Source organism: Mesorhizobium sp. Root695, assembly GCF_001428185.1.
GTDB lineage: Bacteria > Pseudomonadota > Alphaproteobacteria > Rhizobiales > Rhizobiaceae > Mesorhizobium.
In genome coordinates this window covers 171851-197330 of record NZ_LMHO01000006.1, presented here as the reverse complement: position 1 = coordinate 197330, position 25480 = coordinate 171851, and the positions used below count along the sequence as shown (strand labels likewise).

General features: G+C 59.0%; 25 protein-coding genes and 1 pseudogene. All 26 read right to left on the bottom strand.

Going from position 1 to position 25480, the window contains the following annotated elements:
- Positions 1-94 precede the first annotated feature (94 nt).
- Positions 95-697, bottom strand: coding sequence for a HupE/UreJ family protein (locus ASD99_RS08660; RefSeq protein ID WP_057143346.1), 603 nt, complete (start codon positions 695-697; stop codon positions 95-97).
- A 139-nt stretch (positions 698-836) separates the two neighbouring features.
- Positions 837-2393: an ABC transporter substrate-binding protein gene (locus ASD99_RS08655; RefSeq protein ID WP_057143345.1), complete on the bottom strand. Its 1557-nt coding sequence runs from the start codon at positions 2391-2393 to the stop codon at positions 837-839.
- Positions 2393-3013: an ANTAR domain-containing response regulator gene (locus tag ASD99_RS08650; protein ID WP_162256685.1), complete on the bottom strand. Its 621-nt coding sequence runs from the start codon at positions 3011-3013 to the stop codon at positions 2393-2395. The genes ASD99_RS08655 and ASD99_RS08650 overlap by 1 nt, the downstream gene beginning before the upstream one ends.
- Positions 3003-4181 carry a transporter substrate-binding domain-containing protein gene (locus ASD99_RS08645; protein ID WP_082583198.1) on the bottom strand — a complete coding sequence of 393 codons (1179 nt, stop codon included), beginning with the start codon at positions 4179-4181 and terminating at the stop codon, positions 3003-3005. The genes ASD99_RS08650 and ASD99_RS08645 overlap by 11 nt, the downstream gene beginning before the upstream one ends.
- A gap of 15 nt (positions 4182-4196) precedes the next feature.
- Positions 4197-4904, bottom strand: coding sequence for an urease accessory protein UreF (locus tag ASD99_RS08640; RefSeq protein WP_082583197.1), 708 nt, complete (start codon positions 4902-4904; stop codon positions 4197-4199).
- The gene (locus tag ASD99_RS08635) at positions 4897-5391 is read right to left on the bottom strand and encodes a hypothetical protein (protein ID WP_057143330.1); all 495 of its coding nucleotides are present in this window, start codon (positions 5389-5391) and stop codon (positions 4897-4899) included. The genes ASD99_RS08640 and ASD99_RS08635 overlap by 8 nt, the downstream gene beginning before the upstream one ends.
- Before the next feature lie 5 nt (positions 5392-5396).
- On the bottom strand, positions 5397-6095 hold the full coding sequence (locus ASD99_RS08630) for an urease accessory protein UreD (protein ID WP_162256684.1): 699 nt from the start codon (positions 6093-6095) through the stop codon (positions 5397-5399).
- A 141-nt stretch (positions 6096-6236) separates the two neighbouring features.
- On the bottom strand, positions 6237-6857 hold the full coding sequence (ureG, locus tag ASD99_RS08625; RefSeq protein WP_057143328.1) for an urease accessory protein UreG: 621 nt from the start codon (positions 6855-6857) through the stop codon (positions 6237-6239).
- A gap of 9 nt (positions 6858-6866) precedes the next feature.
- Positions 6867-8582 (bottom strand): urease subunit alpha, encoded by a 1716-nt coding sequence (gene ureC, locus ASD99_RS08620; RefSeq protein ID WP_057143327.1) that lies wholly within the window; start codon positions 8580-8582, stop codon positions 6867-6869.
- Complete coding sequence (gene ureB, locus ASD99_RS08615; protein WP_057143326.1) at positions 8575-9276, bottom strand: urease subunit beta; 702 nt, start codon at positions 9274-9276, stop codon at positions 8575-8577. Before ureB ends, ureC begins: the two co-directional genes overlap by 8 nt.
- A 40-nt stretch (positions 9277-9316) precedes the next feature.
- Positions 9317-10024, bottom strand: a complete 708-nt coding sequence (locus ASD99_RS08610; protein WP_057143343.1) for an ABC transporter ATP-binding protein — start codon at positions 10022-10024, stop codon at positions 9317-9319.
- A 13-nt stretch (positions 10025-10037) separates the two neighbouring features.
- A complete protein-coding gene (locus ASD99_RS08605) occupies positions 10038-11792 on the bottom strand; it encodes an ABC transporter permease subunit (RefSeq protein ID WP_244497668.1) in 1755 nt (584 codons plus the stop codon).
- Positions 11793-11856: 64 nt separating this feature from the next.
- A complete protein-coding gene (locus ASD99_RS08600; protein WP_057143324.1) occupies positions 11857-12693 on the bottom strand; it encodes a branched-chain amino acid ABC transporter permease in 837 nt (278 codons plus the stop codon).
- A gap of 148 nt (positions 12694-12841) precedes the next feature.
- A complete protein-coding gene (locus ASD99_RS08595) occupies positions 12842-14002 on the bottom strand; it encodes a substrate-binding protein (RefSeq protein ID WP_057143323.1) in 1161 nt (386 codons plus the stop codon).
- 728 nt (positions 14003-14730) lie between these two features.
- Complete coding sequence (locus ASD99_RS08590) at positions 14731-15375, bottom strand: response regulator transcription factor (protein WP_057143322.1); 645 nt, start codon at positions 15373-15375, stop codon at positions 14731-14733.
- A 3-nt stretch (positions 15376-15378) separates the two neighbouring features.
- Complete coding sequence (gene folD, locus ASD99_RS08585) at positions 15379-16281, bottom strand: bifunctional methylenetetrahydrofolate dehydrogenase/methenyltetrahydrofolate cyclohydrolase FolD (RefSeq protein ID WP_057143321.1); 903 nt, start codon at positions 16279-16281, stop codon at positions 15379-15381.
- 26 nt (positions 16282-16307) lie between these two features.
- Positions 16308-16760 (bottom strand): annotated as a pseudogene (locus tag ASD99_RS34610) (formate--tetrahydrofolate ligase); the annotation flags it as partial.
- Between the two features lies 1 nt (position 16761).
- Positions 16762-18087: formate--tetrahydrofolate ligase (locus ASD99_RS08580; protein WP_244497666.1), on the bottom strand; the 1326-nt coding region annotated here is incomplete at its 3' end.
- 237 nt (positions 18088-18324) lie between these two features.
- Positions 18325-18507 (bottom strand): hypothetical protein, encoded by a 183-nt coding sequence (locus ASD99_RS08575; protein ID WP_057143320.1) that lies wholly within the window; start codon positions 18505-18507, stop codon positions 18325-18327.
- A gap of 277 nt (positions 18508-18784) precedes the next feature.
- On the bottom strand, positions 18785-19891 hold the full coding sequence (gene gcvT, locus ASD99_RS08570; protein WP_162256683.1) for a glycine cleavage system aminomethyltransferase GcvT: 1107 nt from the start codon (positions 19889-19891) through the stop codon (positions 18785-18787).
- 646 nt (positions 19892-20537) lie between these two features.
- On the bottom strand, positions 20538-21602 hold the full coding sequence (locus tag ASD99_RS08565) for a GlxA family transcriptional regulator (protein WP_057143318.1): 1065 nt from the start codon (positions 21600-21602) through the stop codon (positions 20538-20540).
- Entirely contained in the window at positions 21599-22036 is a 438-nt protein-coding gene (locus tag ASD99_RS33195) for a hypothetical protein (protein ID WP_057143317.1), read from the bottom strand. The genes ASD99_RS08565 and ASD99_RS33195 overlap by 4 nt, the downstream gene beginning before the upstream one ends.
- Positions 22033-22176, bottom strand: a complete 144-nt coding sequence (locus ASD99_RS33190; protein ID WP_156388951.1) for a hypothetical protein — start codon at positions 22174-22176, stop codon at positions 22033-22035. Before ASD99_RS33190 ends, ASD99_RS33195 begins: the two co-directional genes overlap by 4 nt.
- 58 nt (positions 22177-22234) lie before the next feature.
- Positions 22235-23536, bottom strand: coding sequence for a glycerate kinase (locus ASD99_RS08555; RefSeq protein ID WP_057143316.1), 1302 nt, complete (start codon positions 23534-23536; stop codon positions 22235-22237).
- A 2-nt stretch (positions 23537-23538) separates the two neighbouring features.
- Positions 23539-24507, bottom strand: coding sequence for a 2-hydroxyacid dehydrogenase (locus ASD99_RS08550; RefSeq protein ID WP_057143315.1), 969 nt, complete (start codon positions 24505-24507; stop codon positions 23539-23541).
- Between the two features lie 67 nt (positions 24508-24574).
- Positions 24575-25474, bottom strand: a complete 900-nt coding sequence (gene sucD / locus ASD99_RS08545; RefSeq protein WP_057143314.1) for a succinate--CoA ligase subunit alpha — start codon at positions 25472-25474, stop codon at positions 24575-24577.
- Positions 25475-25480: the final 6 nt, after the last annotated feature.

Genomic DNA, 25480 nt, shown 5'->3' with positions numbered 1-25480 from the left:
GACCGCGAAGAGAAGCGAGTGACCCGCGGGGCGACACGGTCCGAAAAAAACGCAACAGGAGCTTGACCTCAACAACCCCAATCAGAGAAGCCTGCTAGATAACGCCGGTGACCATGGAGACGCCTGCAACCGCAACAAGGGCCCCTGCGGCACGGACCAGAGTTTCGCCACGCGCGCCGGCCTTGCTGGCCATCAGCAGCCCGAGGGCAAGGCCCCAGGCATGCAGCAGCGCGGTCGCAATAACGAAACCAGCACCGTAGGCAAGGCCATTGACGGTTTCCGGCATTTCGGCGCCATGGGCGTAGCCGTGGAAGAAGGCGAAGAAGCCAGCCAGCGCCATGGCAACGGCAATTGCGGTTCTAAAGCCAAGCGCGACCGCGGTTCCGAGCACGACGATCGACAGGCCGATGCCAAGCTCGACAAAGGGTACCAGCATGCCAGCGAAACCGACGGCGCCGCCAATGGCCATGACCAAAACGAAGGCAGCCGGCACTAGATACAGCGCCCGCCCGCCCAACTGGGCGGCGAACAGACCGACCATGACCATGGCGAGCACATGATCGACGCCGCTGATCGGATGCCAGAAGCCATTGGCAAAGCCACCTCTATCGCCAACCCCCACATGGGCGGTGGCAATCGTCGAGCTTGCGGCTAGCATGGCCATAGCGGCCAATGCGGTAATCGGAGTTCTTTTCATCTTCAGTCTCCTTCCATTCGGGTTGTTGTCGGTAATCATGACTGCCTCCCAGTTTCGGCGTGGTGTCGACAACACGCCGAAGGCCGCCTCCACGGAGAGCGCACAAGGCTCGCGCTATTCTGGGTTCAAACTGGTTCGATCAAATGTCTGAATCCGTCCATACATTCTTGAACGAATGCCAATTCTGCCTTGGATTGCGAAAACCCTTGACCCGGGGGTGATAGCAGACGGAGCCACGTTGCAAAGTCAGCATTGGCAGCGCTGGCAGATCGTCCATGATCAGTGCGTGGGCCTTTCGATACAACTTGCTTCGTTGATCGTCGCTCTGGACTTGCCGAGCTTTGTCTAGCAAGCGATCCACGGCGGGACTGGAGTAATATCCTGCATTGAACCCGAACGGCGAGATGTTCCGGGAATGCAGCACTTGCTCCAGCCAAACATCGCAGGACATGCCCCAGCTCATCTGCGAGAGGCCTGCGCCAGCCGGCAAGCCGGATCGCCATTCGTTGCAATACGAAACCCAGTCTTCTGTCCGCACAATCTCTGCGCCGAATCCGATCGCCTCAAGATTCCTCGCCAGATACTCGCAAATTCGGGTGGGCACGAGTTGGCCAGAGCCGGCGCTCGCCGTCATGATGCGCAATCGCCAACCCGGCGGGACGTCTGCTTCCTTCAAAAGCTGCCGCGCACGCTTGGGATTGAATTCATAAGGAAATTTATACCCTTCATCGAAGGACGGCGAAGCAGGCGGTAGCATGCCGGATGCGACGGTGGTGTGTCCACGGAAGATGCTATTGCTCAATCCTTCCCGATCAACTGCGTGTGCAATGGCGTGACGCACTCGAACGTCGCTCAGGACCGGATCGTTCATGTTGAAAATGAAGTACCAGACATAGGGCACCTGGCTTTCAATGACCACAAATCCGCGCCGTTCTAATTCGTCGAGATCGCTCCCCTCTAGGCCATAGGCCAGATCGACATCGCCACTGAGCAATGCGTTGTACCGATCTTCAAGGCTTGGATATGGCTTGAACTCAATACCTTTGAGCTTGGGCGTACCACCCCAGTAGTCTTCATTCCGCCGTAGCCGAACGCCACTGCCGAAAGCTGTTGAAAAGCGATTGTCGATACGAAATGGGCCGGTGCCCGGCGCATGGTCGGCAATGCCTGAATTGCCGTGTTTTTTCAGGGCCGTTGGACTGATGAAGACATGCGCACCTGGTGCGTCCTCCTGTGTCATATAACGGAGGAACTCGGGAAAGGGCTCCTTTAGCGTGAGTAGGATCGTAAATGGCGCCAAGACTTTCACGGACTTCAATGCTTCAAGTCCAATTCGGTTGTAATCTGCCGCCACAGGCGAATATTGAGGCGCCTCACGATTCCACATACGGTCTATGTTGAACCGAACAGCATCAGCATCGAACCGGGTTCCATCGTGGAACCGCACGTCCTCCCGCAGGCGAAACAAATACTGAAGCCCGTCGCCGGAGATCTCGACCGAAGTGGCAAGCGCAGGGATAAGCCGCGTCGGACTGGCTACTTCATCCTCCAGATCGTCCTCATATAGGCTCTCGAACATCTGCTGGACAACTCTGCCAGTATTCCAACCGCCAAACGAGGCGGGCGGATCGATCGCGTCCACCTCCCAGTCAAGGGCGACGCGAAGAACAGAGTCAGGGGTGCTTGGAGATGCCATCATAATGCTTCCTTCGGCTTAAATCGAAAATTTGGATCGCTCAACTCCGACCCGCAGGCCAGAACCTGGTCGGCGACCTTGGTCATCGATGCGCGACCTTCCAGGGACCACCGCCGGATGCATTGATACGCATGCTCCTCGCTGATCGATCGCTCCGCCGCGAGGAGCCGGACCGCGTTGTTCACGACGCGACGCGACCGCAGGGTTTCGTCCAGCTTCGCGATCTTACTGTTCTGCCGGCGTTCGAACCGGTAACGTGAACTTGCCACCGTCAACGTCGACATTATCCCGAAGGGGTGGATGGGCTTACCGATGACGGCATGCACATCCGCTTCAAGCAGTTCGCGGACGATTGTGGGGCTCTCATATTCGACGATGCCGATGAGGGTGCCGTCGCGGCCTCTCTTCAGGGTCCTCACATCGAGTGAAGGGTGGCCGCCGAAAAGGCAAAAGACGACATCGGCATGAGCCGGCCAACGATCGGGTACCGGCCACAGGGTGTCGACCTGGCATCCGATCCGCTTCAAGTGGCGGACAAGTTCATCACAGTCCGAATCCCGTGGATGGATCACACATGCTCGAAGTTTACGCAATTCACGGATCAGCGCCTCACCGGACATTGTCGATCTCCTCGATGCGGCCAAGGCCCACATAGTTCACAAGGTACGGGTCCGGTTTCATCGCCCTCTTAAACTCCGCGACGACCCCGAATTTTCGCCCCGACTCCGTCATCCCGATTCTAGGCCAGAGGTAGGTATGGCCGTTGTCCGGATCGACCATGACCACGCCCTGGGGAGCCGAGATCTCGAGGCCGAGCACCTCTGCGCGAAGCCGTTCCGGATCAAGCGTTCCTGAGCGTTCCAGCGCTCGCGCAAAAAGCAACACGGTAAAATAGGCAGCCTCCGCACAGGCGTCGGCCGGGCGCTTGGCTCCGAAACGTTGGTGATAATTGGCAACGAAAGAGCTATTTCGCGGCGACTGCACCGTTTCAAAATAAGGCGCGGAGACAATGTGGCCCGGCCGGGGCTCGAACCACATTTCTTGGAGGTGTGCCTCGTTGGTCGTAAGGGAGGCGATCGGCATTTCGGCCGGATCTAGTTTCTCGGCCGCGTATGCATCGTAAAGTGCTGCGATTCCCGGCCCCACCACCGTTGAGAAGATGACATCGGCGCCGAGCGATCGCGCTTCCCTGATCACATCCAGAAATGCATCCCTCTGAGCGTCGAACGGCAGATAGTATTCGCCGACGATACTACCCCCGATTTCGGATAGGAGGTCGCCCATGATCCTGTTGGATTCTCGCGGGAAGAGATAGTCCGTGCCGACGCACATAAGCTTTCGTCCGAAGCGCGGAAACAGATATTCGGCGAGCGGCAGGTGCAACTGGTTGGGGGCAGGGCCGGTGTAGATGACGTTGGACGAATATTCGAATCCCTCGTAGCCGATCGAATACCAGAGCAACCCTCCGCGACGCTCGACTACCGGAACCACAGCCTTTCGGCTGTAGGACGCCGAGCAGCCGAATATGTTGGTGACGCCGCGGTCCATGACGAGCGAACTAGCGAGTTGGGTATAGCGCTGCGCGTCGGAAGCCGGATCCAGGATCAAGGGAGAAATCGGCTTTCCAAGTACCCCGCCTGCTGCGTTTATCTCCGAAATGGCGAGTAACGTTCCCTGCAACTGCGAAATCTCCGCAATCGCCGTGATCCCGCTTCTTGAGTATAGGACACCTACCGGCCATGTACCTTCCGAACGATAGGACTCCTCAAGTTCGCCAACCCCGGACATCTCGTTTCCTCCCTGCTAGGTTGCAAACAGGCGCAGTGGATTACGCTGATGCTGCAGCATCGCAATATCCAATTCGAGCGTGGTCGAACTCATGTCGTCCAGATCCAAGAGAAGGGCAGTTTCTGCCGCCCGAACAATAGTCGGGACACATTGATAGAGATGAACCTGCGCCTCGGCCGATCCCATCCGGCCGAGTCGCACGGCTGCTGAAAGGAGACCGTTTGCTGTGCCACGCAACTCCGCTAGGAGCGTGTTTTCAATGCTTATTCCCCTGGAGGCCGAAACGGCTGCTGCGACGACGGCGAGGTTGCCGGCCTCGCGCAGCTGCACTTCGCGGCAGAACGGATCGAGTACCTCGTGCGGCCAGACTTGAAGGGCGAGTGTCGCCAGTTGGCGACCGCACGAGGTCGATGCCTTCCGGGCCGGAACCGATAGCTTTGTGGCCAGAAGACGCTCGTCGACATCATGCAATTGGTCGAGATCGGCCACCGAAAACATTCGATGTGCATGGGCGGCGGCAACGGCGTCGCAGCGGCCCGATCCATGGAGCAGCACCGCTTTGACCACTTCCGCGATCTGAGTCGAATTCTTTGGAAGCTCCTCCAGAATTCCTTCTAATCCGCTGGAATGGACGTAACGCCCAATCGGCAGCGAACTGTCGGCCAACTGAAGGGCCGTCAGGAAACTCGTGTCTATCACGAGTCCTGCCCACATTTCATTCATGAGCGTGCCCTGTCATCAAAAGGGGGCAAGAGGCACCTAGCCGAACGTAGTCGAAACGCAGCGACAGCTCTCCGAGCTGGAGGTCTCGAACCGTCTTCGTCATGAGGTCCTCACTCGACAGCATCGGAACGAGGACAGAGCAACCGTCGACCTCGACCGGTACGTGCTGGTTGCCGAATGCATGGCCGATAAGAGCAGCCTGCCGAACAATATCCGGAACCGATCTGGTCTGGCTGAGGTCCACGATGAGGGCGAGTTCCTCGGGCCTGCACACGACCACCGTGTGATCCTCGCTGTTAAATAGGACAGCGCCGTGAAAAAGGTACTGGCTGTGCTGCATCGATACCGCGAAATCGAGCCCGCCCTTCGTTCGCCGCCGAAGCCGCCGCTTGCCGGCGTCCACCCAAGGCACGTCGATGAAATCCAACGCACCGGCGCAGCATTGCTCTATGTCCAAGGCGCCAACTATTCCGTTCGAGATAAGCATTGGACCTATTTCCTCTTAGATGGCGCTGGCGCCCCAATCATCTGCATGCGAATTCGTGACCAAGCGTCTTCCATGAGACGCGTGATTGTTGAGGATGACCGGGCGAGGACACGGACGATGATGCCTACCGCTCCTGGGAGGGCGCCCACGCCCAATTGAAAATCCTCGCCGGTCATGTCCAGAGATGAAGCGGCATCGTGAACGCCCTTTGCGTTGCCTCCTGGAGTGAGCGCCAGCAGGTTTCCCGAGTAGAAAAAGGAGCCAAGGACGCCTCTTATATTGATCGGCATCGTCGTCGGTTCCATGAGTATACGGTCCGTGAAAAGCGTGCTTCCGTCGACCCTAATCCGCGTTTCCAGTTTGAGGTGGCTGAATGCGAAAATTTCGCCGCGCGCCAACCGTCCCGGCGCGATGATCTCGCTCGCAATGAGCATGGATCCGCGATCGAGATCGATCGTAGTCTCCTGATCGTAGGAGGATTGCGCCTGCGGGATGAGCTGGTCCGGTAGGTATTCGATGTACGACCCCTGTTTTGCCTCCAGCAACACCCTCTGAAATCCTGATCCGTCGAGCATTCGGTGGAGCTTGGTCGCGGACGTGCTGGTGACATGAAGCTTTCCCCCGTTGCGCGCAGCAATCCGCAGCTCCAGCTGGTCGCCGCTAAACACCGCGCCCGACGGATTCTGGACATAAACGAAAGCCATGCCAGGCTGGCTCTCGTCCAGAAAAAGCGGTGTGGTGAAATGTAAGGGAAATCTCTGGACCCGCCGCATCAGGTGTGTTTTTCCCCGGCAGTCGGCTGCAAATTCCAGGTCGAGTAGGCCAGACGAGCGTGTCATGCCCAATCAATGAACCGCACAGCCGAACAAGGCATCCCTTTTTATAGTGGTAAAGACCTCCGAAGCACCCTCCGGAGCCCGCAAATTAGTGTAGATGGTCGCCTTATGAGGGCGGTTGACCTGAACGTCGTGGCGGATGCGGTTCAAATCAGCGCCCACATGCGGAGCGAGGTCGACTTTGTTGACGACAAGGAGATCGGCCTGGAGCATTCCAAGCCCCCGCTTGCGCGGTATGTCGTCGCCTGCAGCGCAGTCGATTACGAAAATCCAATAGTCGACGAGTTCGGAGGAGAATGTCGCCGCCAGATTGTCCCCCCCGCTCTCGATAAGGATCAGATCAAGCGGGTTGTCGCGTTCCAACGTGTCAGCGGCCTGAATGTTGACCGAAGGATCCTCGCGGATCGCGGTATGAGGGCACGCGCCGGTTTCAACGCCGATGACAAGAGTCTCTTCGATGAGACCGCTCGCCTTGACCCGAATCGCGTCCTCCAGAGTCACGAGGTCGTTGGTGATGACCGCAACCTTCAGTCCCGCCTCATGGATAAGGGGCAGGAGACGCTCGATTAGCCTTGTCTTCCCGGAGCCCACCGGACCACCGATGCCGATACGGACGGCCTTTGCGGACATGAAACTCTCCTATTTCAACGTATAAAGGGCACCAAGCGGCACCCTGCTGACCGGAAGTGACGTGCAGTGCTCACCGTCAACTTCCACTCTGTAGGTTTCCGGATCTACCGTTATCTCCGGAACTTTGTCGTTCCAGAGCATGTCTCGCTTGGAAAGCTTTCGTGTTCCTGACACCGACACGCAACGTGCTCGCAGGTCCAGCTTTCCGGCAATATTCAGATCGATGGCCCGCTGGGACATGAAACGCATCGAAAGCGACGGGGCAGCGCGTCCGAACCAGCCCCATTGCGGTCGGTAGCGCAGGGGCTCGCAGCAGTAAAGAGAGGCGTTTGCCTCACCCATCACGGCCATCACCGGGAAGCCTGACTTGAAGACGGCCTCCGGCTTGACGCCGAACAGCCCTGGCTTCCAGAGCACGAGATCGGCCAGTTTGCCCGGTTCGAGGGAGCCGACATATTTATCCACGCCGAACATGCGCGCCGGATTGATGGTGTATTTAGCGATGAATCGCTTGATCCGGGTGTTGTCGTTGCCGCTGCCGACGTCTTCTGGGAGGGCTCCGCGCTGGGCCTTCATGCCTGATGCGGTCTGCCAGGTGCGGGCGATGGTTTCGGCAATGCGTCCCATCCCCTGGGAGTCCGACCCTATGGCGCTAATGGCGCCAATATCGTGGAGCACACCTTCGGCGGCGATGGTTTCGTGGCGGATCCGAGATTCGGCGAAGGCAATATCCTCCGGCAATCTTGGATTGAGGTGATGGCTGACCATCGCCATGTCGAAATGCTCGTCGAATGTATTGACGGTGTATGGATTAGTCGGGTTAGTCGACGAAGGCAGGACGTTCTCGAAGCCGCACACTTTGATGATGTCGGGGGCATGCCCCCCGCCGGCACCTTCGACGTGGTATGCGTGAATGGTGCGCCCGTCGATTGCTTTCAAGGTCCGCTCGAGGAACCCAAACTCGTTGAGCGTGTCAGTGTGCAACTGGATCTGCACGTCCATCTCGTCAGCAGCCACAAGCGCCGAATGGATCGCGGCCGTTGTGGCGCCCCAATCCTCGTGAATCTTCAGCCCTGCGGCCCCTGCCTCCAGCTGCTCTATCAGGGGCTTAGGGCTGTCCGAGGCCGCCTTTCCCAAGAAACCGAAATTGAGCGGGAACGCCTCGGCTGCCTGGAGCATATGTCCGAGGTTCACAGTACCGGTGGAGGCGATCGGAACGGTGGTGGCCCCAAGCCCACCGCCGAACAGGGTGGTGATACCACTGGCCAGCGCCTCTTCGCACTGGCCAGGGTCGATGAAATGGACGTGGCAGTCAAGGCCGCCCGCGGTAACGATCAGGCCCTCCGCTGCGCGAACGTCTGTGTTGGTTCCAACAATCAGTTTCGGGTTCACGCCGTCCATAATGCGAGGGTCGCCGGCCTTGCCAATCCCCGCGATCAGGCCGTCCTTGATCCCTATGTCGGCTTTGATAATTCCGAGGACCGGATCGATGATGGTAGCATTCGTTATCACCAGGTCGAGTGCACCATCTGCCGCAGTGATGTGGCCATGACAGCCGGTGCCCACTCTTAAGGTTTTTCCCGCCCCGAAGACGAGTTCGTCGCCCCGGACCAGGAGATCCTGCTCGACTTCCGCCCAGAGATCCGTGTCCCCGAGACGGACCCGGTCTCCCGTTGTGGGCCCGTACAGTTCGACATATTGACGGCGCGACAGCATCTTAGCCATGGTTAGCTCCCCTGAACCCTTCGGCTGCTGCGCGTGCAACCGCCCTGCGCTTCACCTCCGGGTTGTCCAGGTCACCATCGGTCAGGTTGTTAAGTCCTTCTACGCGCCGCTCGCCGCCGATGGCGACAAGGTCGACTGTCTTCTCGTCCCCCGGCTCGAACCGGACCGTTGTTCCCGCCGGAATGTCGAGACGAAAGCCAAAGGCTACGGCCCGGTCAAATTCCAGCTCGGGGTTTACTTCGAAGAAGTGGAAATGCGAGCCGATCTGAATGGGACGGTCGCCAAAGTTGCGAACGACCACACGCGTTGTCGCACGACCGACATTAATCTCTATTCCTTCTTTCGCCAGGCGATAGCCGCCTGGTTTGTCCTCCTCCTCGCTATCCTGCGGCAGGCCGATGGGGTCGTGGACACAAACGAGCTTTTGACCGTCCGGAAACATCGGCTCGACCATTAGCATTTCCAGAAGCGGCACGACGCCCGGCTGAACGTCCTTGGGTTGCAATACGGTACGACCCAACGCCATCAATTCCGAGACCGAACTCCCTCTTCTGGCCCCTTCGTGGATGGCATCGGCTATTACCGCTCTGGCCTCCGGCAAGTTCAGCCGTATTCCTTCGGCCAGGCGACGACGAGCCATCCCCGCCGCCGCGAAAATTAGAAGTCTGTCGCTTTCCCTGTTGGTCAGATACACGAGATGCCCTTGCCAGTTCGAAGCCTTTTTCCGGAAATGATCAGAGGCTTATGTGGGCCACGATCTTTTCGTGCGTATCCGGGTCGCGTGTGTTTCCGGACCCCGATATTTCGCCCTTATCCAGGAGGACGTATCTATCGGAAACGGCGCGTGTGAACGGAATGTTCTGTTCAACCAGCAGAACGCCGAGGCCCGAGCGATCCCTCTCCGTCTTGATAATTTTCACCAGATTGGAGATGATTGAAGGCTGCATGCCTTCGCTTATCTCGTCGATCAGGAGCACCTTGGCCCCGACTGAGAGGGAGCGTGCCATCAGCAGCATCTTCTGTTCGCCGCCACTGAGCGTGCCGGCTTTTTGCTGCAACCGCTGGAGGAGAAACGGGAAGCAACGGGCAATCGTCGCCTTTGTCTCGTCCCAGCTTGCCGAGCCACGCATCGCCAAGCGAATGTTTTCGTCGACCGTAAGGTCTTGAAATAACGCTTTTTCCTGCGGCACATAAGCCACGCCAAGCCGGGCAATCTGATGGGGCCGGCAGTCGCTGATGGCATGCTGCGCCATCGACACGGAGCCTGAAAACTTCGGCAAATACCCCATGATCGACTTGAGAAGCGTACTCTTTCCCATGCCGTTCTTGCCGACCATAGCGACGATTTCGCCGCGGCCAATCTCCAAGTCCAGGTTCCGTATTACGGTCGCCTGTCCATATCCGCTGCTGAGACCATTCACAGCAAGCACTGCTTCCGTCATGATGTAATCCTCCTCAGTGCCCGGACCCGGCATAGACTGATTTGACGAGCTCGGAATTCACGACCTCATCAACCGAGCCGTTAAGAACAATCCGGCCTTGGTGCAGAACGATCACCCGTGAAGAAATCTCGCGGACGAAATCCAGGTCGTGCTCCACGAGCAGAATGCAGAGTTGCTCCGTTCTGGCGAGTTCCGTCAGGATCGTTCCGATCAGCGTGCGTTCAGACTTGGTGAGACCGGCCGTGGGCTCATCCAGAAGGACGACCTTAGGCTCGAGAGCCAACACCATTGCCAGTTCGAGCGCTTGCTTCTTTCCGTGCGACAGCACTTGAGCAGGTACGTTGAGATCGCTGTGCAGACCCGTGGCCCGGACGACGTGCATGGCGGAAGGCGGAAGGTTGCAAACTCCGGATTTCTGCCACTTAGACAAGGGATCGAGGCGCGCCCGGGCTATCTGGAGGCACTCGCCGACTGTCAAGCTGTCGAAGACGTTGGCCATCTGGAACTTGCGGCCGACACCAAGACGCACGCACTCTTCAGGCGGACGATGAGCGATGTCGTGGCCAGCGATTGAAATCGTGCCGCCGCTGCGCTTTGAGCCGTCGGCGATGCAGGTCATCAGGGTCGTCTTGCCCGCACCGTTGGGTCCCACGAGACTGACGATCTCGCCATAGGTGGCTTCGAAGTCGATGCCCGACAGGACCTCCAGGCTGCCGAACCGCTTCTCGACCCCACTCACGACAAGCGCCGGTCCACGGGACTCAACCCCAATGTTGTTGCGACCGCTCCTACTCGCCTGGCGCAGTTGCAGCTGAGAGTGTTGCTGCGGCTGGGCTATGCCGATGCGATCGCGAAACCAGTTGGCGGCATTCGAAATTAACGGCAGGATCCCGCGCGGCAGGGCCACGATGACCGAAACAAAGACAATTCCGATAGCAAGCTTCCACACGAAGGGAAAATCGCCTTGCAGGTGCGCACTGGCGTAGTCGATGATGATCGTTCCAATCACGGGACCGAACAGCGTGCCACGCCCGCCCAGGGCGACCCAGATCAGTAGCTCAGTTCCGAACGTGAAGCCGGCGATTTCGGGGGCAACCACCATCGTATAGTTGGCGTACATCCAGCCGGCTATGGCGCCGATTGCGGCACAGATCAAAAAGATCACTGCCTTGATATTGGAGGTGTTCAAGCCGAGATACTTGCACCGTTGCTCGTTTTCCCGGATCGCGGTCAAAAGCCGTCCAGCGTCGCTGCGCGTGTACATCCAGGCCACTGTCGTTAGCACGACCAGCCAGACCCCGACGGCCCAGAACCACGCCTCAGAGCTGAGGGGAATGGTGTCGAAGCCGGTCAGGCCGCTGCTCGAGCCGGTATAGGTTCCACCGGAAAACAGAAGCTGCGTGACGATGATCGGCAAGACGAGAGTGATTACCGACGCATAGAGCGCCGACGCGCCATGCCAGAAAGCCAGGAATGCCACCAATCCGGCGAGCGCGACCGCGACCGCGATGCCGATCAGGAGAGCGGCGAACGCATATTCAGCCGAAAAGCCGCCATAGGTGAAGACCAATGCCGTTGCGTAGGCGCCGACCGCGAAGAATGCCGACTGACCGAAAGTCAGGACTCCGAGGTAGCCCCAGAGGATGTCGACCGACAGCGCGATTGCTGCATAGATCATTGACCTCACGAGCACGTTTATGGAATACGCATCCATGAAAAATGGCGCAGCACCAACGCCGATCAGAGCGATCGAGGCGACAATCATCATCCTTGTCAGCGGGCGGACCTGGGGTCGTTGAAGGGAACTGCTTCCCAATTCATTTACGTTTGCGTTACTCATAGGAAAACCCCTGGGGACGGATGCGGAGTATGACAGCGGCCAGAACAGCAATCGTCATGCCGCCGAGAACCGAACCGAAATAGTTGCTCACGACGACTTGGGCGCCGCCCAGAACAACGCTCGCGACGCCTAGGCTAAAAAGGGAGGACCCCGAAACCAGCACGAGCATGAAGGCGCTGATTAGCCAGGCAACGCCCATGTTTGGATCGACGCTGGACAGCGGCGTTATCAGAGCTCCCGCCACCGCCGCCAAACCGGAGCCGAGCGTGAACGTGATGGAGCGGACGAGGCCGCTGTTGATGCCGAGTCCCCGCGCAAGGTCCTCGTTCATGATGACCGCGCGCGTGGAAAGGCCTAGCGATGTGCCCCGAAGCGCAGCCGTCAAGCCGAGGCCGAGCAGCAATGCAAGGGCCGTCAGGATTAGCCGATAGGTTGAGTAGGGCTCACCAAGGATGCTGATGACGCCTCTGATCGGAGGCTCGGCAAAATGAACGCCGCGATCAAAGACAAGGGTGATGATCTGCCCGATGATGATGCTCAGGCCCCAGGTGGCCAAAATGGCATCGAGGGGGCGATTGTATAACGAGCGCACCACGACACGTTCCATGCCAAGCCCGACAATTCCACCGAAAATCGCCGCCAAGGGTATGCCAATCCAGGGATTTAGCCCCATCGCAGTGGCGATGACGGCAGCATAGCCGCCGATCGTCATCAATCCACCATGCGCGAAGTTAATGAGCTTCATGACGCCGAACACAAGAAGCAATCCTGACGATACGATGTATAAGATTGCTGCCGTTGTTATGATATCAAGTAGTACCGGAACCATCTAAGTCTCCGAGATTTCCTCTGTGGCGTGCTGTATTGATCCCAGACGAACGGCGAGGTTCGTTCATCACCGCATCTGGCGAACCACAGCATCGGCACTATTTTATTGGTCAACAGAGTCAGGCGGCGGAATGCGCCGCCTATTCTGGTCACAGTTTGGGGCATTGCTCGCCCGGATCCACGTTGGCGTAGGATCCGATGATCTTGGTGTCGCCCTGAGCATTGACCTGTGCGAGATACATCGTCAGCGGAGCATGGCGCTGTTTCGACATCTGCACCGGACCGCGGGGACCGTCGAAAGTCACTTCGCTCAGAGCCTTCACAACCGCATCCGTGTCCGTCGTCCCGGCCTTCTTAACCGCCAGGGCGTAGAGATGAACGGCATCGTATTGCGGCACGGACAGTTCATTCGGCGTTTCGGTCTTTTCCCCGAATTTCGCATGCAGGGCTTTCAGGAACTGCGCATTCTTCTCCGATTCGATACCGGTGTAGTATGTGCCGCCGAGATAAATCCCTTCGGCGTCGGGTCCAAGCGTCTTAGCGGTACCTTCATCGAGCGCGTAGCTGCCATAGTTGGCGGTGATGCCGGCCGACCGCAACTGCTTCGTGAACGTCACGTTTGGCGCACCGGCGGCAGTCGAGGTGATGATGGCGTCCGGGTTAGTCGCGCGGATCTTGCTGACGATCGCCGTCCAATCCGTCGCATCCATTGGGTTGTATTCTTCTCCGACGAGCGTTCCGCCCTTCTCGGCGATGTACTTGTTCGTATCGCCAAGAAGTCCCCGGCCAAAGGCGTAGTCGCTGCCAACCAGGAAGAACGTCTTTGCGCGATGATCCTTCATGAAGTAATCAACCATGAGGGAAACCATCTGCTGCGGCACCCAGGCGTCGATGTGCTGATATTTGTTGCAGGAGGCTCCTTCGTAGAAGGAGGTGTAGATGTACGGAATCTGCCCCCGCGTGATGATTGGCAGGCCGGCGTTGCGGGCTGCCGTCGTTTCCATTGCAATGATCGCGTCGACCTTCTTTTGAAAGACAAGGGAGTCGTAGGCCTTCTGGGCTCCGGCCGCGCCGGACGCGTCGTCGGCCACCTCTACAACCAGCTTTCTGTTCAGCAACCCGCCGGTATCATTGATTTCGGAGACTGCAAGTTCGGTCGCCTGAATGACAGACGGGGCCACGACGCTGTTTGCGCCGCTCAAGCCGACAGGAATCCCCAACACGATCGGATGGTCTTCCGCAACTGCGCTCCCGGCCCACAGGGCAGTTATGGCAAGCAACACTGAAATCTTCTGCATCGATTCTTTCATTTAAGTTCCCCTTTGTGATTTTTGCCCTCTCAAAGTGCCAACGACATCCATCCGTTGAGCAGACGGCAACCGTCAGCCTAGCGTAGTGGTGTCAACAATTTTGAGATGGATGTTTAACCAACAAATCCGCGCGTCGAGGCAATTGTCCTGAGCGTGGCACGTGGTCTAAGGGTGGCTGTCCCGCCACCATTAAAATGATGGCACATATTCAAAACGGCGTCAACGATTAGTATTCGAGGCTGCGTCACTTCACGGGAAACCACAGCGGGCCTAGCATACCCAGGGCGCGGCTCGCGCAGCGACGCTCCGGTTGAACGAAGAGCCTGATGTGGACGATGGCGCGCCGGTTTGCGGGTTAGGGTCTGTTTTGAAGGATCGCGTGTGTTGAGGCGCAATCCTCATACCGGAGCAATGAGGTGGGCCGATATGAGCCCGCGTCGCCGACATATATATAATAGAGACATGACGCAGCAAGCAACGGTCCTATAAACACGTCGTGGCGAAGTTTCCCAACATTGGGCCGCTATCCGGACCGGCTTGGCCCAGGACATCCCTGCCTTCCAGGTGCATGTGGTCTGGACCGGGATCTCCATCGCCGGCCTTGAATCAGAGGCTGTTCGCTGCGGTTTTCTACTGCCTGACGTTGAGCCATGCCAGCGGCGAGACCCGAAGCTCGGCTTACCACTTGGTCGCGTGAGAAACGCCACCTGAACGCAGGGCTTGTACGCTTAATGTTTCCCATCGGTGAGAAACAGCGCAACCGCCATTGCCCGATTGCGGACGTCGAGCTTATCGTACAAATTTTTCAGATGGTACTTGACCGTGTTCTCCGAAATGCCAGTCCTGGCCGCAATCTGTTGATTGGTCCAGCCATTGGTGAGTACAGTGAGCAATTCCAGTTCGCGCGTCGTTAGGCATGACAACGGCGTTTCGTTGATTTTGGAGACATCCATGAAAGGTATGCAGATGCGGCCGTTTGCGACTGCGGCAACCGTGTCGAACAGAACGCTGGGATCTTCGAATTGATAGCAGAAGCCGTGGGCACCGAGGCGTACACACCGCTTCAGAATGCTTATGTCGTGATCATTGCAGAAGATGACCACGCGCATCGCGAACTGCAGACGCCGAAGTTCGATCAGTAGTTCGCCAGCGTTCATGTCGGATAGCTTCCAGCCGACGATTGCGATGTCAAAGGCCGTCTGCGTCTCCTCAACTGCTTTCAGAAACGCCTTGCCGCTCTGGACGCCGGCTGCGAAGTCGAAACGTTCGTCGCGGCTGATGATATCGCGCAACGCCGAGATCACTAGCTGATTGCGCTCGGCAATGAGCAGCCTTTTCGGCCATGTCGACTTTTCGAGGCCGCCGCCGTGCATCGATCAACTGCAAGCTTCGAGAGCAAACGCCCGGCCGGCTGCACGGAAGGGCGTGGTCAAAGTGTTGGCCATCAGCAGCGCAATCGTCATCGGTCCTACGCCGCCGGGGACGGGCGTTATGGCGCCTGCCTTTGGGGCGGCTTCTTCAAAAGCCACGTCCCCGACCAGGCGGGCTTTGCCGTTGCCGCCGCCGGAAATACGGTTGATACCGACGTCGATCACGGTCGCCCCGGGCTTGACCCAGTCCGCTTTGATCATTTCAGGTCCACCAACAGCCGCAACAGGGATGTCGGCGCTTCTGCACAGCTTCGGAAAGGTCTTAGTGCGGCTGTGGGCGATGGTCACGGTGGCGTTGGCGTGCAGCAGGAGATTGGCCATCGGCTTGCCGACAATTTTAGAGCGTCCGACCACTACAGCGTTGAAGCCCGACATATCACGGCCATGCACGCGCTCGATAAGAACCATCGATCCGGCCGGCGTGCAGGGCACGAAGGCGGTGTCGAGTTGGCCCGTGCCGAGCTTGCCTACATTGATGAAGTGGAACCCGTCGACATCCTTCTCCGGCGCGATCGTCTGGATGATGCGACCGAAATCGATGTGGTCCCGCAGGGGTAACTGTACCAGGATCCCATGGATCCCAAGATCAGCATTGAGCTTTTCGACTAGCGCGACCAACTCGTCCTCGGTCATGTGGGTCGGCAGCGCATGCTCCGTCGAATGGAACCCGCACTCCTCGGCTTTCTTGCCTTCGGGCGCGACATAGACCTGACTGGCCGGATCTTGGCTTACTATGACCACAGCGATACCCGGAACCACACCGGTTTCCCTGGTCAGCTGCTGGGCGACTACTTTGAGCTTTGCAAGCACATCCGCTGCAACCGCAGTGCCATCGTTTATCTTTGACATATTTAAACTCCTTCGGCCTGCCCTGCTCAGCTAAGGCCTTCGATGTCGCCGTTGTCGTTGAGGTAGATGTTTTCCGAGGATGGCTTCGAGGGCAGACCGGGCATGGTCATGATCTCGCCGCAGATGACGACGACGAAACCGGCGCCGGCAGACAGCCTGACCTCGCGCACCGGCACGGTGTGGCCGGTCGGCGCGCCGCGCAGGTTCGGGTCGGTCGAGAAGGAGTACTGCGTCTTGGCCATGCAGACCGGCAGGTGACCATAGCCGGCTTCTTCCCAGGCCTTCAACTGGTCGCGCACCGACTTGTCGGCGATCGCCTCGGAGCCGCGATAGATGCGCTGGACGATGGTGTTGATCTTCTCGAACAGCGGCATGGCGTCAGGATAGAGCGGCGCGAACTGCGAGGCGCCGGATTCGGCCAGCGCCACCACCTTGTTGGCGAGATCCTCGATGCCGGCCGAGCCATGGGCCCAGTGCTTNAGGATAGAGCGGCGCGAACTGCGAGGCGCCGGATTCGGCCAGCGCCACCACCTTGTTGGCGAGATCCTCGATGCCGGCCGAGCCATGGGCCCAGTGCTTGCACAGGATGGCTTCTTCGCCCATCGAGGCGACATAGTCCTTCATCGCCTGGATTTCAGCGTCGGTGTCGGAATAGAAGTGGTTGATGGCCACGACCGCCGGCACGCCGAACTGGCGGATGTTCTCGATGTGGCGGCCGAGATTAGCGCAGCCCTTCTTCACCGCCTCGACGTTTTCCTTGCCGAGGTCTTCCTTCTTGACGCCGCCATTCATCTTCATGGCGCGCACGGTGGCGACGATGACGGCGGCCGCCGGCTTCAGGCCCGCCATGCGGCACTTGATGTCGAAGAACTTTTCCGCGCCCAGATCGGCGCCGAAGCCGGCTTCGGTGACGACGTAGTCGGCAAGTTTCAGCGCCGTCGTGGTGGCGACGACCGAGTTGCAGCCATGCGCGATGTTGGCGAACGGGCCGCCATGCACGAAGGCCGGGCTGTTCTCCAGCGTCTGCACCAGATTGGGCTGCATGGCGTCCTTGAGCAACACGGCCATAGCGCCATCGGCCTTGAGGTCGCGGGCATAGACCGGCGACTTGTCGCGGCGGTAGGCGACGATGATGTCGCCGAGGCGCTTTTCCAGATCCTTGAGGTCGGTCGAAAGGCACAGAATCGCCATGACTTCCGACGCGACGGTGATGTCGAAGCCGGCCTCACGCGGGAAACCGTTGGCGACGCCGCCGAGCGAGCAGATGATTTCGCGAAGCGCGCGGTCGTTCATGTCCATGACGCGGCGCCACACCACGCGGCGGGTGTCGATGCCGAGCTCATTGCCCCAGTAGATGTGGTTGTCGATCAGCGCCGACAGAAGGTTATGCGCCGTGGTGATGGCGTGGAAGTCGCCGGTGAAGTGGAGGTTCATGTCCTCCATCGGCACGACCTGCGCATAGCCGCCGCCGGCGGCGCCGCCTTTCATGCCGAAATTCGGTCCAAGCGAGGCCTCGCGGATACAGACGATCGCCTTCTTGCCGATGCGGTTCAAACCGTCGCCTAGGCCCACCGTCGTCGTGGTCTTGCCTTCGCCGGCCGGCGTCGGGTTGATGGCGGTGACGAGGATCAGCTTGCCGTCCTTGTTGCCCTTTACCGACTTGATGAATTCAGCCGAGATCTTCGCCTTGTCGTGGCCGTAAGGCAAAAGATGCTCGCTCGGAATGCCGATCTTCTGGCCGATTTCCTGGATCTGCTTCTTTCTGGCGCTGCGCGCGATCTCGATGTCGGACTTTATTTCGGCCATGTTTCCCTCCGGAACAGTGTTCGATCCCGGCAGTGCCGGATCGAGATGGGTTCAAAGACGTGGCGACCGCTGACCTGCCGCGCGGAAGACGGGCCAGCCTATTCGCCATCAAAAGCGTGATCGTAATGGGCCAGACGCAGCCATGCACAAGCGTCAGCCAACCGGCTTTTGCCAAGCGATTCGGCCTGCTTTGACGAAGCAAATTTGCGGCCGATATCCCTCGGCTCGCGGTTGAGATCAGACGAGGCCGGCCGAAATGCCCAGCCCCAAACCGGCGACGATCCCACCGGTCAGTCTGACAAGCGGCGAGCCGCCAATTGCAGCGGTGTCCGCGCCAGGCGCCATCCCTGCGGCGTTGAGCGATGCCGTCGTGAGCACGAAACGCAGCGCGGAGCCGGTGCCGCTGCCATCAACGTGCATTTCGGCAACGGCAGGAGCCAGCTGAAACCACCTCCAAATAGATGTCCTACTGGGCGCGCGGCACGATGACCAGGACATAGTCCTAGCCGCAAAGCGGATGAGAGAGAACGGGAGCAAGCCCATCTTCGCGGCCGGTTCCGGGATGAACCTGAGCCGCTGCGGTTGCAAGCGAGATGCAGTCATCAGAAGCGATCTAGTCATAGGGCTTCTCCAGTTGGTCGGAAACAATGCCGGCTGAAAGCTTCCCCGGCTGACGGGGAAGCTTTCAAAGCCTAGATTAGGCAAAGGTCTTGGTGCGGGTGTCGCCGGGATCATACAGCGGCATCACTGACAACTTCGCATCCGCTCGTTTGGCATTCTTCAGCACGACCGCAACGTCCAGGCTCGGAACGGCGTGCGCGGGATTGACATAAGCCATTGCGGTTCCGCGCTTTCTGGTCGGCGAAAAGGATCCGCTGGTGACAATTCCGATCTCGAGGTCGCCGACAACTATCTTGTCGCCGGTTTCAGCCACGTCACCGGACGGAATGTCGAGCCACACCATCCGGCGGGTTACCCCTTCGCGGACAATTCGCTGCAAGGCCGCCTTGCCTATGAAATCCTCTTTTCCAAACTTCACTGCAAAGCCGATGCCGGCTTCGAAGGGATTGGTGCGACGATCATGGTCCTTGCCGACCAAAAGATATCCGGCTTCCTGACGGAGGCTCTCCAGAGCGGCCTGGCCACATGGAACAATGTCGTAGGCCTTGCCAGCCTTCATCACCAGGTTCCAAACGGTCGGCCCTTCACTCGACGCGAAATGCAGTTCGAAACCGGCTTCACCCGTGTAGCCCATGCGCGCAATGATGCATTCGATGCCAGAAATCTTTGCCGGTCTGAAGCGGTAGTAGCCTATGGTGGACAGATCGATGTCTATCAGAGGCTGCAGCACGCGATTCGCCTTCGGCCCCTGCAGCGCAAGCGTTGTATGCTCGTCGGTCACGTTGGTGGTGGTCACGTCGTACGACTTCGCCTGCTTGCAAATCCAGGCGTAGTCGTCTTCCGAACCACTGATGATCATGTACTTGCTTTTGTCCAGGCACCAGATCGTGCAGTCGTCGATCATCTGACCGTCTTCGTCACACATCGCGGTGTATTGCACGGAGCCCATCGTCTTCTTGGAATAGTCGTTCGTCGCGAGCATCTGGATCAACCGAAGCGCATCCGGCCCTTCGATCACGAATTCGCCCATATAATCCAGATCACAAAGTGAAACGCTCTCGCGAGTAGCCGAGTGTTCGCGGGAATGTCCGACGCTGTACTCCCAGGGCAGGAAATAGCCGAATGCCTCGATCATTTTGGCCCCATACTCAAGGCCGCTTTCGTAAAACGGAGTCTTCTTCATCGCTAGCTTCTCCTCGCCAGTGCGCAAAAACAAAAAAGCCCCCGACGGCGCCATCGCGCCAGTCGGGGGCTTCAAATACCCCAATTCCGATGCAGCTAGCCCGCTGCATCCCCTTTCTTATTTTCTTCTCCCGGTTTCTGTCAAGACTTATTGTGACGCGAGGTACCCCCGGCAGAACAGCCCTTGTTGCGCTATAGCCGCGACAAATAGATTTCCGCACGGAAGCCCGGATGCCATACTGTGAAGGTCGCCGGAACTTCAAACGGGTGGCTATGCGCGATTCGCCATTAATCGGGTTCGGATCCCGAGGTCAGGGACACGCCCTCCTCGCAATCTTAGCCAATCGAAGGTACGCCGGAAGCTGCGGACACCTCGGCATCCTCGCTTTCAACACAGACTTATCTGGTGGCAGTTAATCAGGGTCTTCCTCAATTTGTATGGTCATCGAGGACATGAGTCAGCAGCGAGGAGATCGGCGCCGGCTCGTCTGTACATGATCGTTTGAGGGCCGTCAGGCGGTTGATCTGCCCTCCATTTAGCCATTCCTCCAAGGGAAGCGTCGTCTCAAGTGAGACGCTCGACTGGGAGACGTTGCCATTCGCGGCATCGATCCGGCTTAGCCATGCCTATAAGGCTCCGCTGCGCCTCAATCGGTGCTATATTTTCGTAGCTGGCTTGGGGGCAACTTGAATTGATCGCGGAAGCACTTTGAGAAATGCGACGAGGAGATGAACCCACAGGCGACCGCTACGTCCATTACGGGCATGGCCGTCAGTTCGATCAATTGCCGCGCTTTCAATAACCGAAGCGAGAGATAATACCGCCGCGGCGTCATCGAAAGATGCTGAACGAACAGGCGTTCCATTTGGCGACGCGACACTGACCCGCGTCGCGCGACCTCTTCGAGCGGCATCGGATCATCAACATGCGTTTCCATGATATGGATGACGGGCAACAGCTTTTTGCCGGCATTTGCATAACGCAAGCCGGGCGGTGCTGATTGGAAGCTGGCGCCGTCACGCGAGCGGTCAGCTATTACATGCTGGCAGATACTGCGCACCAGCTCAGCACCGGACCTCTCTTCGACGAGGACCATAGCGAGATCGAAAGCCGAAAGCCCACCGGCACAAGTAACGATATGTCCATCGCGGACGAACAGCGCGTCGTCGACAGCGAGGCCGTTGAAGGTTTCTGACAAGGCTGCCTTCGTGTCCCAATGAACAGTGCATCTGACTTCGCTCAGCACTCCAGCGTCGGCAAGAAGCCAAGTCGCGGTGCCAAGAGCGTAAATTGGAACGTGGCTGCGAACGCAACGTCGTAAGAACGCGCGTAGGTTATCAGTGGTGTGATGCTTCACTCCATCTCCCGCGAATATCATCAAAGTGCGGCGCCGTTCGAGCAACAAGGATTTTTGGCGCTCGTCGAAGCTGCCGGCTACTTCAACCGATATGCCGCTGGCGCTCTCGACAGATTCACCGTCAAGGCTCACTACCTGCCATCGGAATAGGGTTCTGCTAGAAAGCGAGTTGGCAAGACGCAGCGGGTCAATCAGCGACGACAAGCACAGTTGCGAGAAGCCCGGAAACAGCAACACGATAAAGCTGATCGGTTCGTGCTCTCCAGGGTGCGACGCCAGCTCACCGACGGTAAGATTCGCCTCGGTCCGGCAGCCTCCAACCTTAAACGTTGCGGGCTTGTCAGGTGCATTCATGTGGCGATCTCCATATCCGATGTCGAAGCCGCCTTCAGAGATGATTGCCCGCAGAGATGTTCCGTGGCCGGACATTTTGCGACTCTTCCTGGTTGAGCCGCTGCCGGAACGCCGAGATGCTCCATGAAGACTAAGAGTTTTGTGCGGTTGCTCGATCGAGATATTGCTAGACGGTTACCTAAGAGTCGACTAACCCGCATCTGAAATAGGCTGGACGACGACGCCTTCATCGCCGCGTCGAGGTCGGCGTCAGAAGATGATCGCCGATTTGCGCCGCGGGCGGAGCAAACGGCGGCGTCGACGTCTTCGATGTCGGTCTCGGCCGCAAGTACGATGAGGGGCTTGAGCGTCTCGAAGTTACGGTCCGAAAGAGGAGCAACCCGACTCCCGCCGATCAGGGGATCCTGTTTTTCGCTCGCTGACACGTCGTTCATTTTGCTTCTCCGATGCCGTCAGCCCCGGCGAGAGCTGGCTTTCGTCCAGGGTTTAAGCGCAGAAATCGAAGCGTCAACATCTTCGATTGCTCGACGGATTGCCCCGTTTTGGTGGCGCTGCCGTCAAAAACCTGATCCATCTTGCCTTCTTAGAGTCGGGAGAAAATGGTGCACTGCCAAAACCTCGGATAAGCTTAGCTATCGCATCAGCACGATTTGGATGTCGGCAACATTCGTGCCGGTGGCGCCAGTGATCAGCAGATCACCCGAACAGGCGAGTGCGTGGTAGGAATCGTTGTTCTCAAGGCTGCAGACCGGATCATGGCCCAGTTGTCGCATCCAGTCCGGTGAACCCGCGTCGACGATGCCGCCTGCAGCGTCGGTGGGACCGTCGAGACCGTCGGTTCCACCGCTGAGAAACACCCACTGTCTGTCGATAGGTTTAAGTTCGTTCAGCAGGGCGAAGCACATGGCCAGTTCCTGGTTCCGCCCGCCCTTGCCGTTGCCTTTCACCTTGACCGTCGTTTCGCCGCCGCAGACCACGGCGACCGGCCCATTGCGTTCCGCGGCAATGCGCGCGATGCGATGAAGCTCCGCAGCAGCGTCGAGCACATTGCCCTCAAGCCAATCGCTCGCGTGGAAAACCGAACCGAATTTGGCTTCGGCCTTGCCAATCACCGCTCGCACGCTGATCGCATTGCTTCCGATGACGATGTTCTCGACATTGTCGAAGTCAATGGCGGTCGCATCAGGGCTGGCTCCCATCTGCTCAAGCCGGCGCTTGAGGGCGTCCGGCAGGTTCTGCCACAGCCCGTATTTGTCGAGCACCTCAAGCGCCCGGGACGCGGAGTTGCGCGGCCAGGCAGTCGGGCCGCTGGCGATCGTGGCGATATCGTCGCCAGGAACATCGGACAGGATGAGCGACAGCACCCGGGCCTTCCCGGCAAGGCGGGTCATCTGACCACCCTTGAGACGGGAGAAAATCGGCCTGACGGCGTTGATCTCGCTGATATCCGCCCCGCAGCGGATCAGCGCATTATTAAGGGCAATCTTGTCGGCGAGCTCCACGCCGGCTGGCGGCGCGCACAGCAGGGCCGAACCACCGCCGCTAACCAGCACGAGAACCAGATCGCCGTCTTGCGCGCGCGAAACCGCGTCTTCGATTGCGGCTGCGCCGGCAATGCTGCCTTCGTCGGGGATCGGGTGTCCGCCTGCGATCACCTCGACGCCATCAATCGGTTCCAAATTCTCGTGGTTGGTGAGCGCGATAGCTGTCAGCAGCCTGCCCCGGACAAAAGGCATGGCGGCCTGTGCCATCGGACAAGCCGCCTTGCCGAACGCGACCAGAACGATCCGCGACGCTTGCTCGATCATCGCCCTGCGTTTGATGAGTGCAGCCGCCATCGCCTGCTCGGGATTGGCCGCGGCCACGCCCTCGCGAAAAAGCGCCACCGCTTCCTGCCGCAGAGACTTGAGCAGGCTGGCGGATTGGGTGATCATTTTCAGGCTACCTTATCCGGCGCAGGACGGCCTTCGAAGAAGGCGGTTAGATTCTCCACCGCCTTCATCCCCATCGCAACGCGTGTTTCTTCGGTCGCCGAGCCGAGATGCGGAAGCAGCACCACGTTTTCCAACCGCATCAGCCGTTCGGGAACCAAAGGCTCTTCGGCGAAGACGTCCAGTCCCGCGCCCGCAATGGAGCGGTTTTCGAGCGCGTCGATGAGCGCACCCTGATCGACCACGTCGCCACGCGCCGTATTGATCAGGAACGCGCTGCGCTTCATTGCGCCGATGCGCCTGGCGTCGATCAGGTGGCGATTTTCAACTCCGCCGGGGCAATGCAGCGATACGAAGTCCGATTGCGCCAGTATGCCCTCGATGGTCGGCAATTGGGTTGCTCCCATCGCCCGGACCTCGTCGTCATCGACCGGTGAGCGGTTGAAGAAGACGATCTTCATGTCGAAGCCGAAATGGGCGCGATTGGCCACTGCCTTGCCGATGCGGCCCATGCCGATGATGCCCAGCGTCTTTCCGGAAAGCCTGGTTCCAATCATGTGGGTCGGGCACCATCCTGCCCATTGGCCGGCCCGCAATTGCCGCTCGCCCTCGCCCGTGCGTCGGGCGACGGCAAGCAGCAGGCTCATGGCAATGTCGGCCGTGCAGTCGGTCAATACGCCCGGTGTGTTGGTCACGGCGATGCCACGTCGCCGAGAGGCTTCCAAGTCGATGTGGCTGAAGCCCACGCCGAAATTGGCGATCAGCTTGGTGCGCGGGTCCTCATTGGGAAAGACCGAGGCGGGAAGCTTGTCGCTAACAGTGGGCAAGACGGCGTCGAAATTCAGGAACGCTGCCTTGAGTTGCGTTGGTGTCAACGGGATGTCGCTGGCGTTCAAAGTGGTGTCGAACCGCTCCGCAAGGATTCGCTCGACGACGGCCGGCCAACGCCGGGTCACAATTATGCGCGGCTTCATGAGATTCCCTGCTGATTGAAGGCGGGTCAGCGGCCAGCGCTGACCCTGATTGGGCGGAAGCCGGGGATTACGCCGCTTTCTTGTGTTCTGCGAGCACACCGGCGACCGTCGGTCCGAATGCGGCCGGCGTCGGCACGATGACAACGCCGGCCTCGCGCAGGATTTCGACCTTCTCCTGGGCCGACTCGCCAAAGGCAGAGATGATCGCGCCGGCATGGCCCATCCGCTTGCCCTTCGGCGCCGAGAGACCGGCAATGTAGGCGATCAGCGGCTTCTTCATGTTCCACTTGGCCCACTCCGCCGCTTCAGCTTCCTGCGGTCCGCCGATTTCGCCGATCATCACCACCGCATCGGTGTCTTCGTCCCCCTGGAATAGTTCCAGCATGTCCTTGAAGGACGACCCATTGATCGGATCCCCGCCGATGCCAACGCTGGTCGACACGCCGATGCCGAGCGCTTTCATCTGCGAGGCAGCCTCATAGCCAAGCGTGCCAGAACGTCCGACGATGCCGACCCGGCCGGGCAGATAGATGTTGCCCGGCATGATGCCCATCAACGCCTGCCCTGGCGTGATGATGCCCGCACAGTTCGGCCCGATCAACTTCATGCGGTCTTCGAAGCGATAGCGCCGCATGTAGCGCTTAACGTGCATCATGTCCTGCGAGGGAATGCCGTCGGTAATGCAGACGCAGAACTTGATGCCGGCATCCGCTGCCTCCATGATCGAGTCGGCGGCGAAGGGTGGCGGCACGAAGACGATGCTCGCATCGGCTCCGGTTTCGCGCACCGCACCCTTCATGGTGTTGAAGACCGGAACGCCGAGATGGGTCTGTCCGCCCTTGCCCGGGGTGACACCTCCAACCACCTTGGTGCCGTAGCGTTTCATATCCTCGGCATGGAAGCTGCCGATCTTGCCGGTAAAGCCCTGCACGAGGACACGGGTGTTCCGATTGAGCAGAATTGCCATATTTTC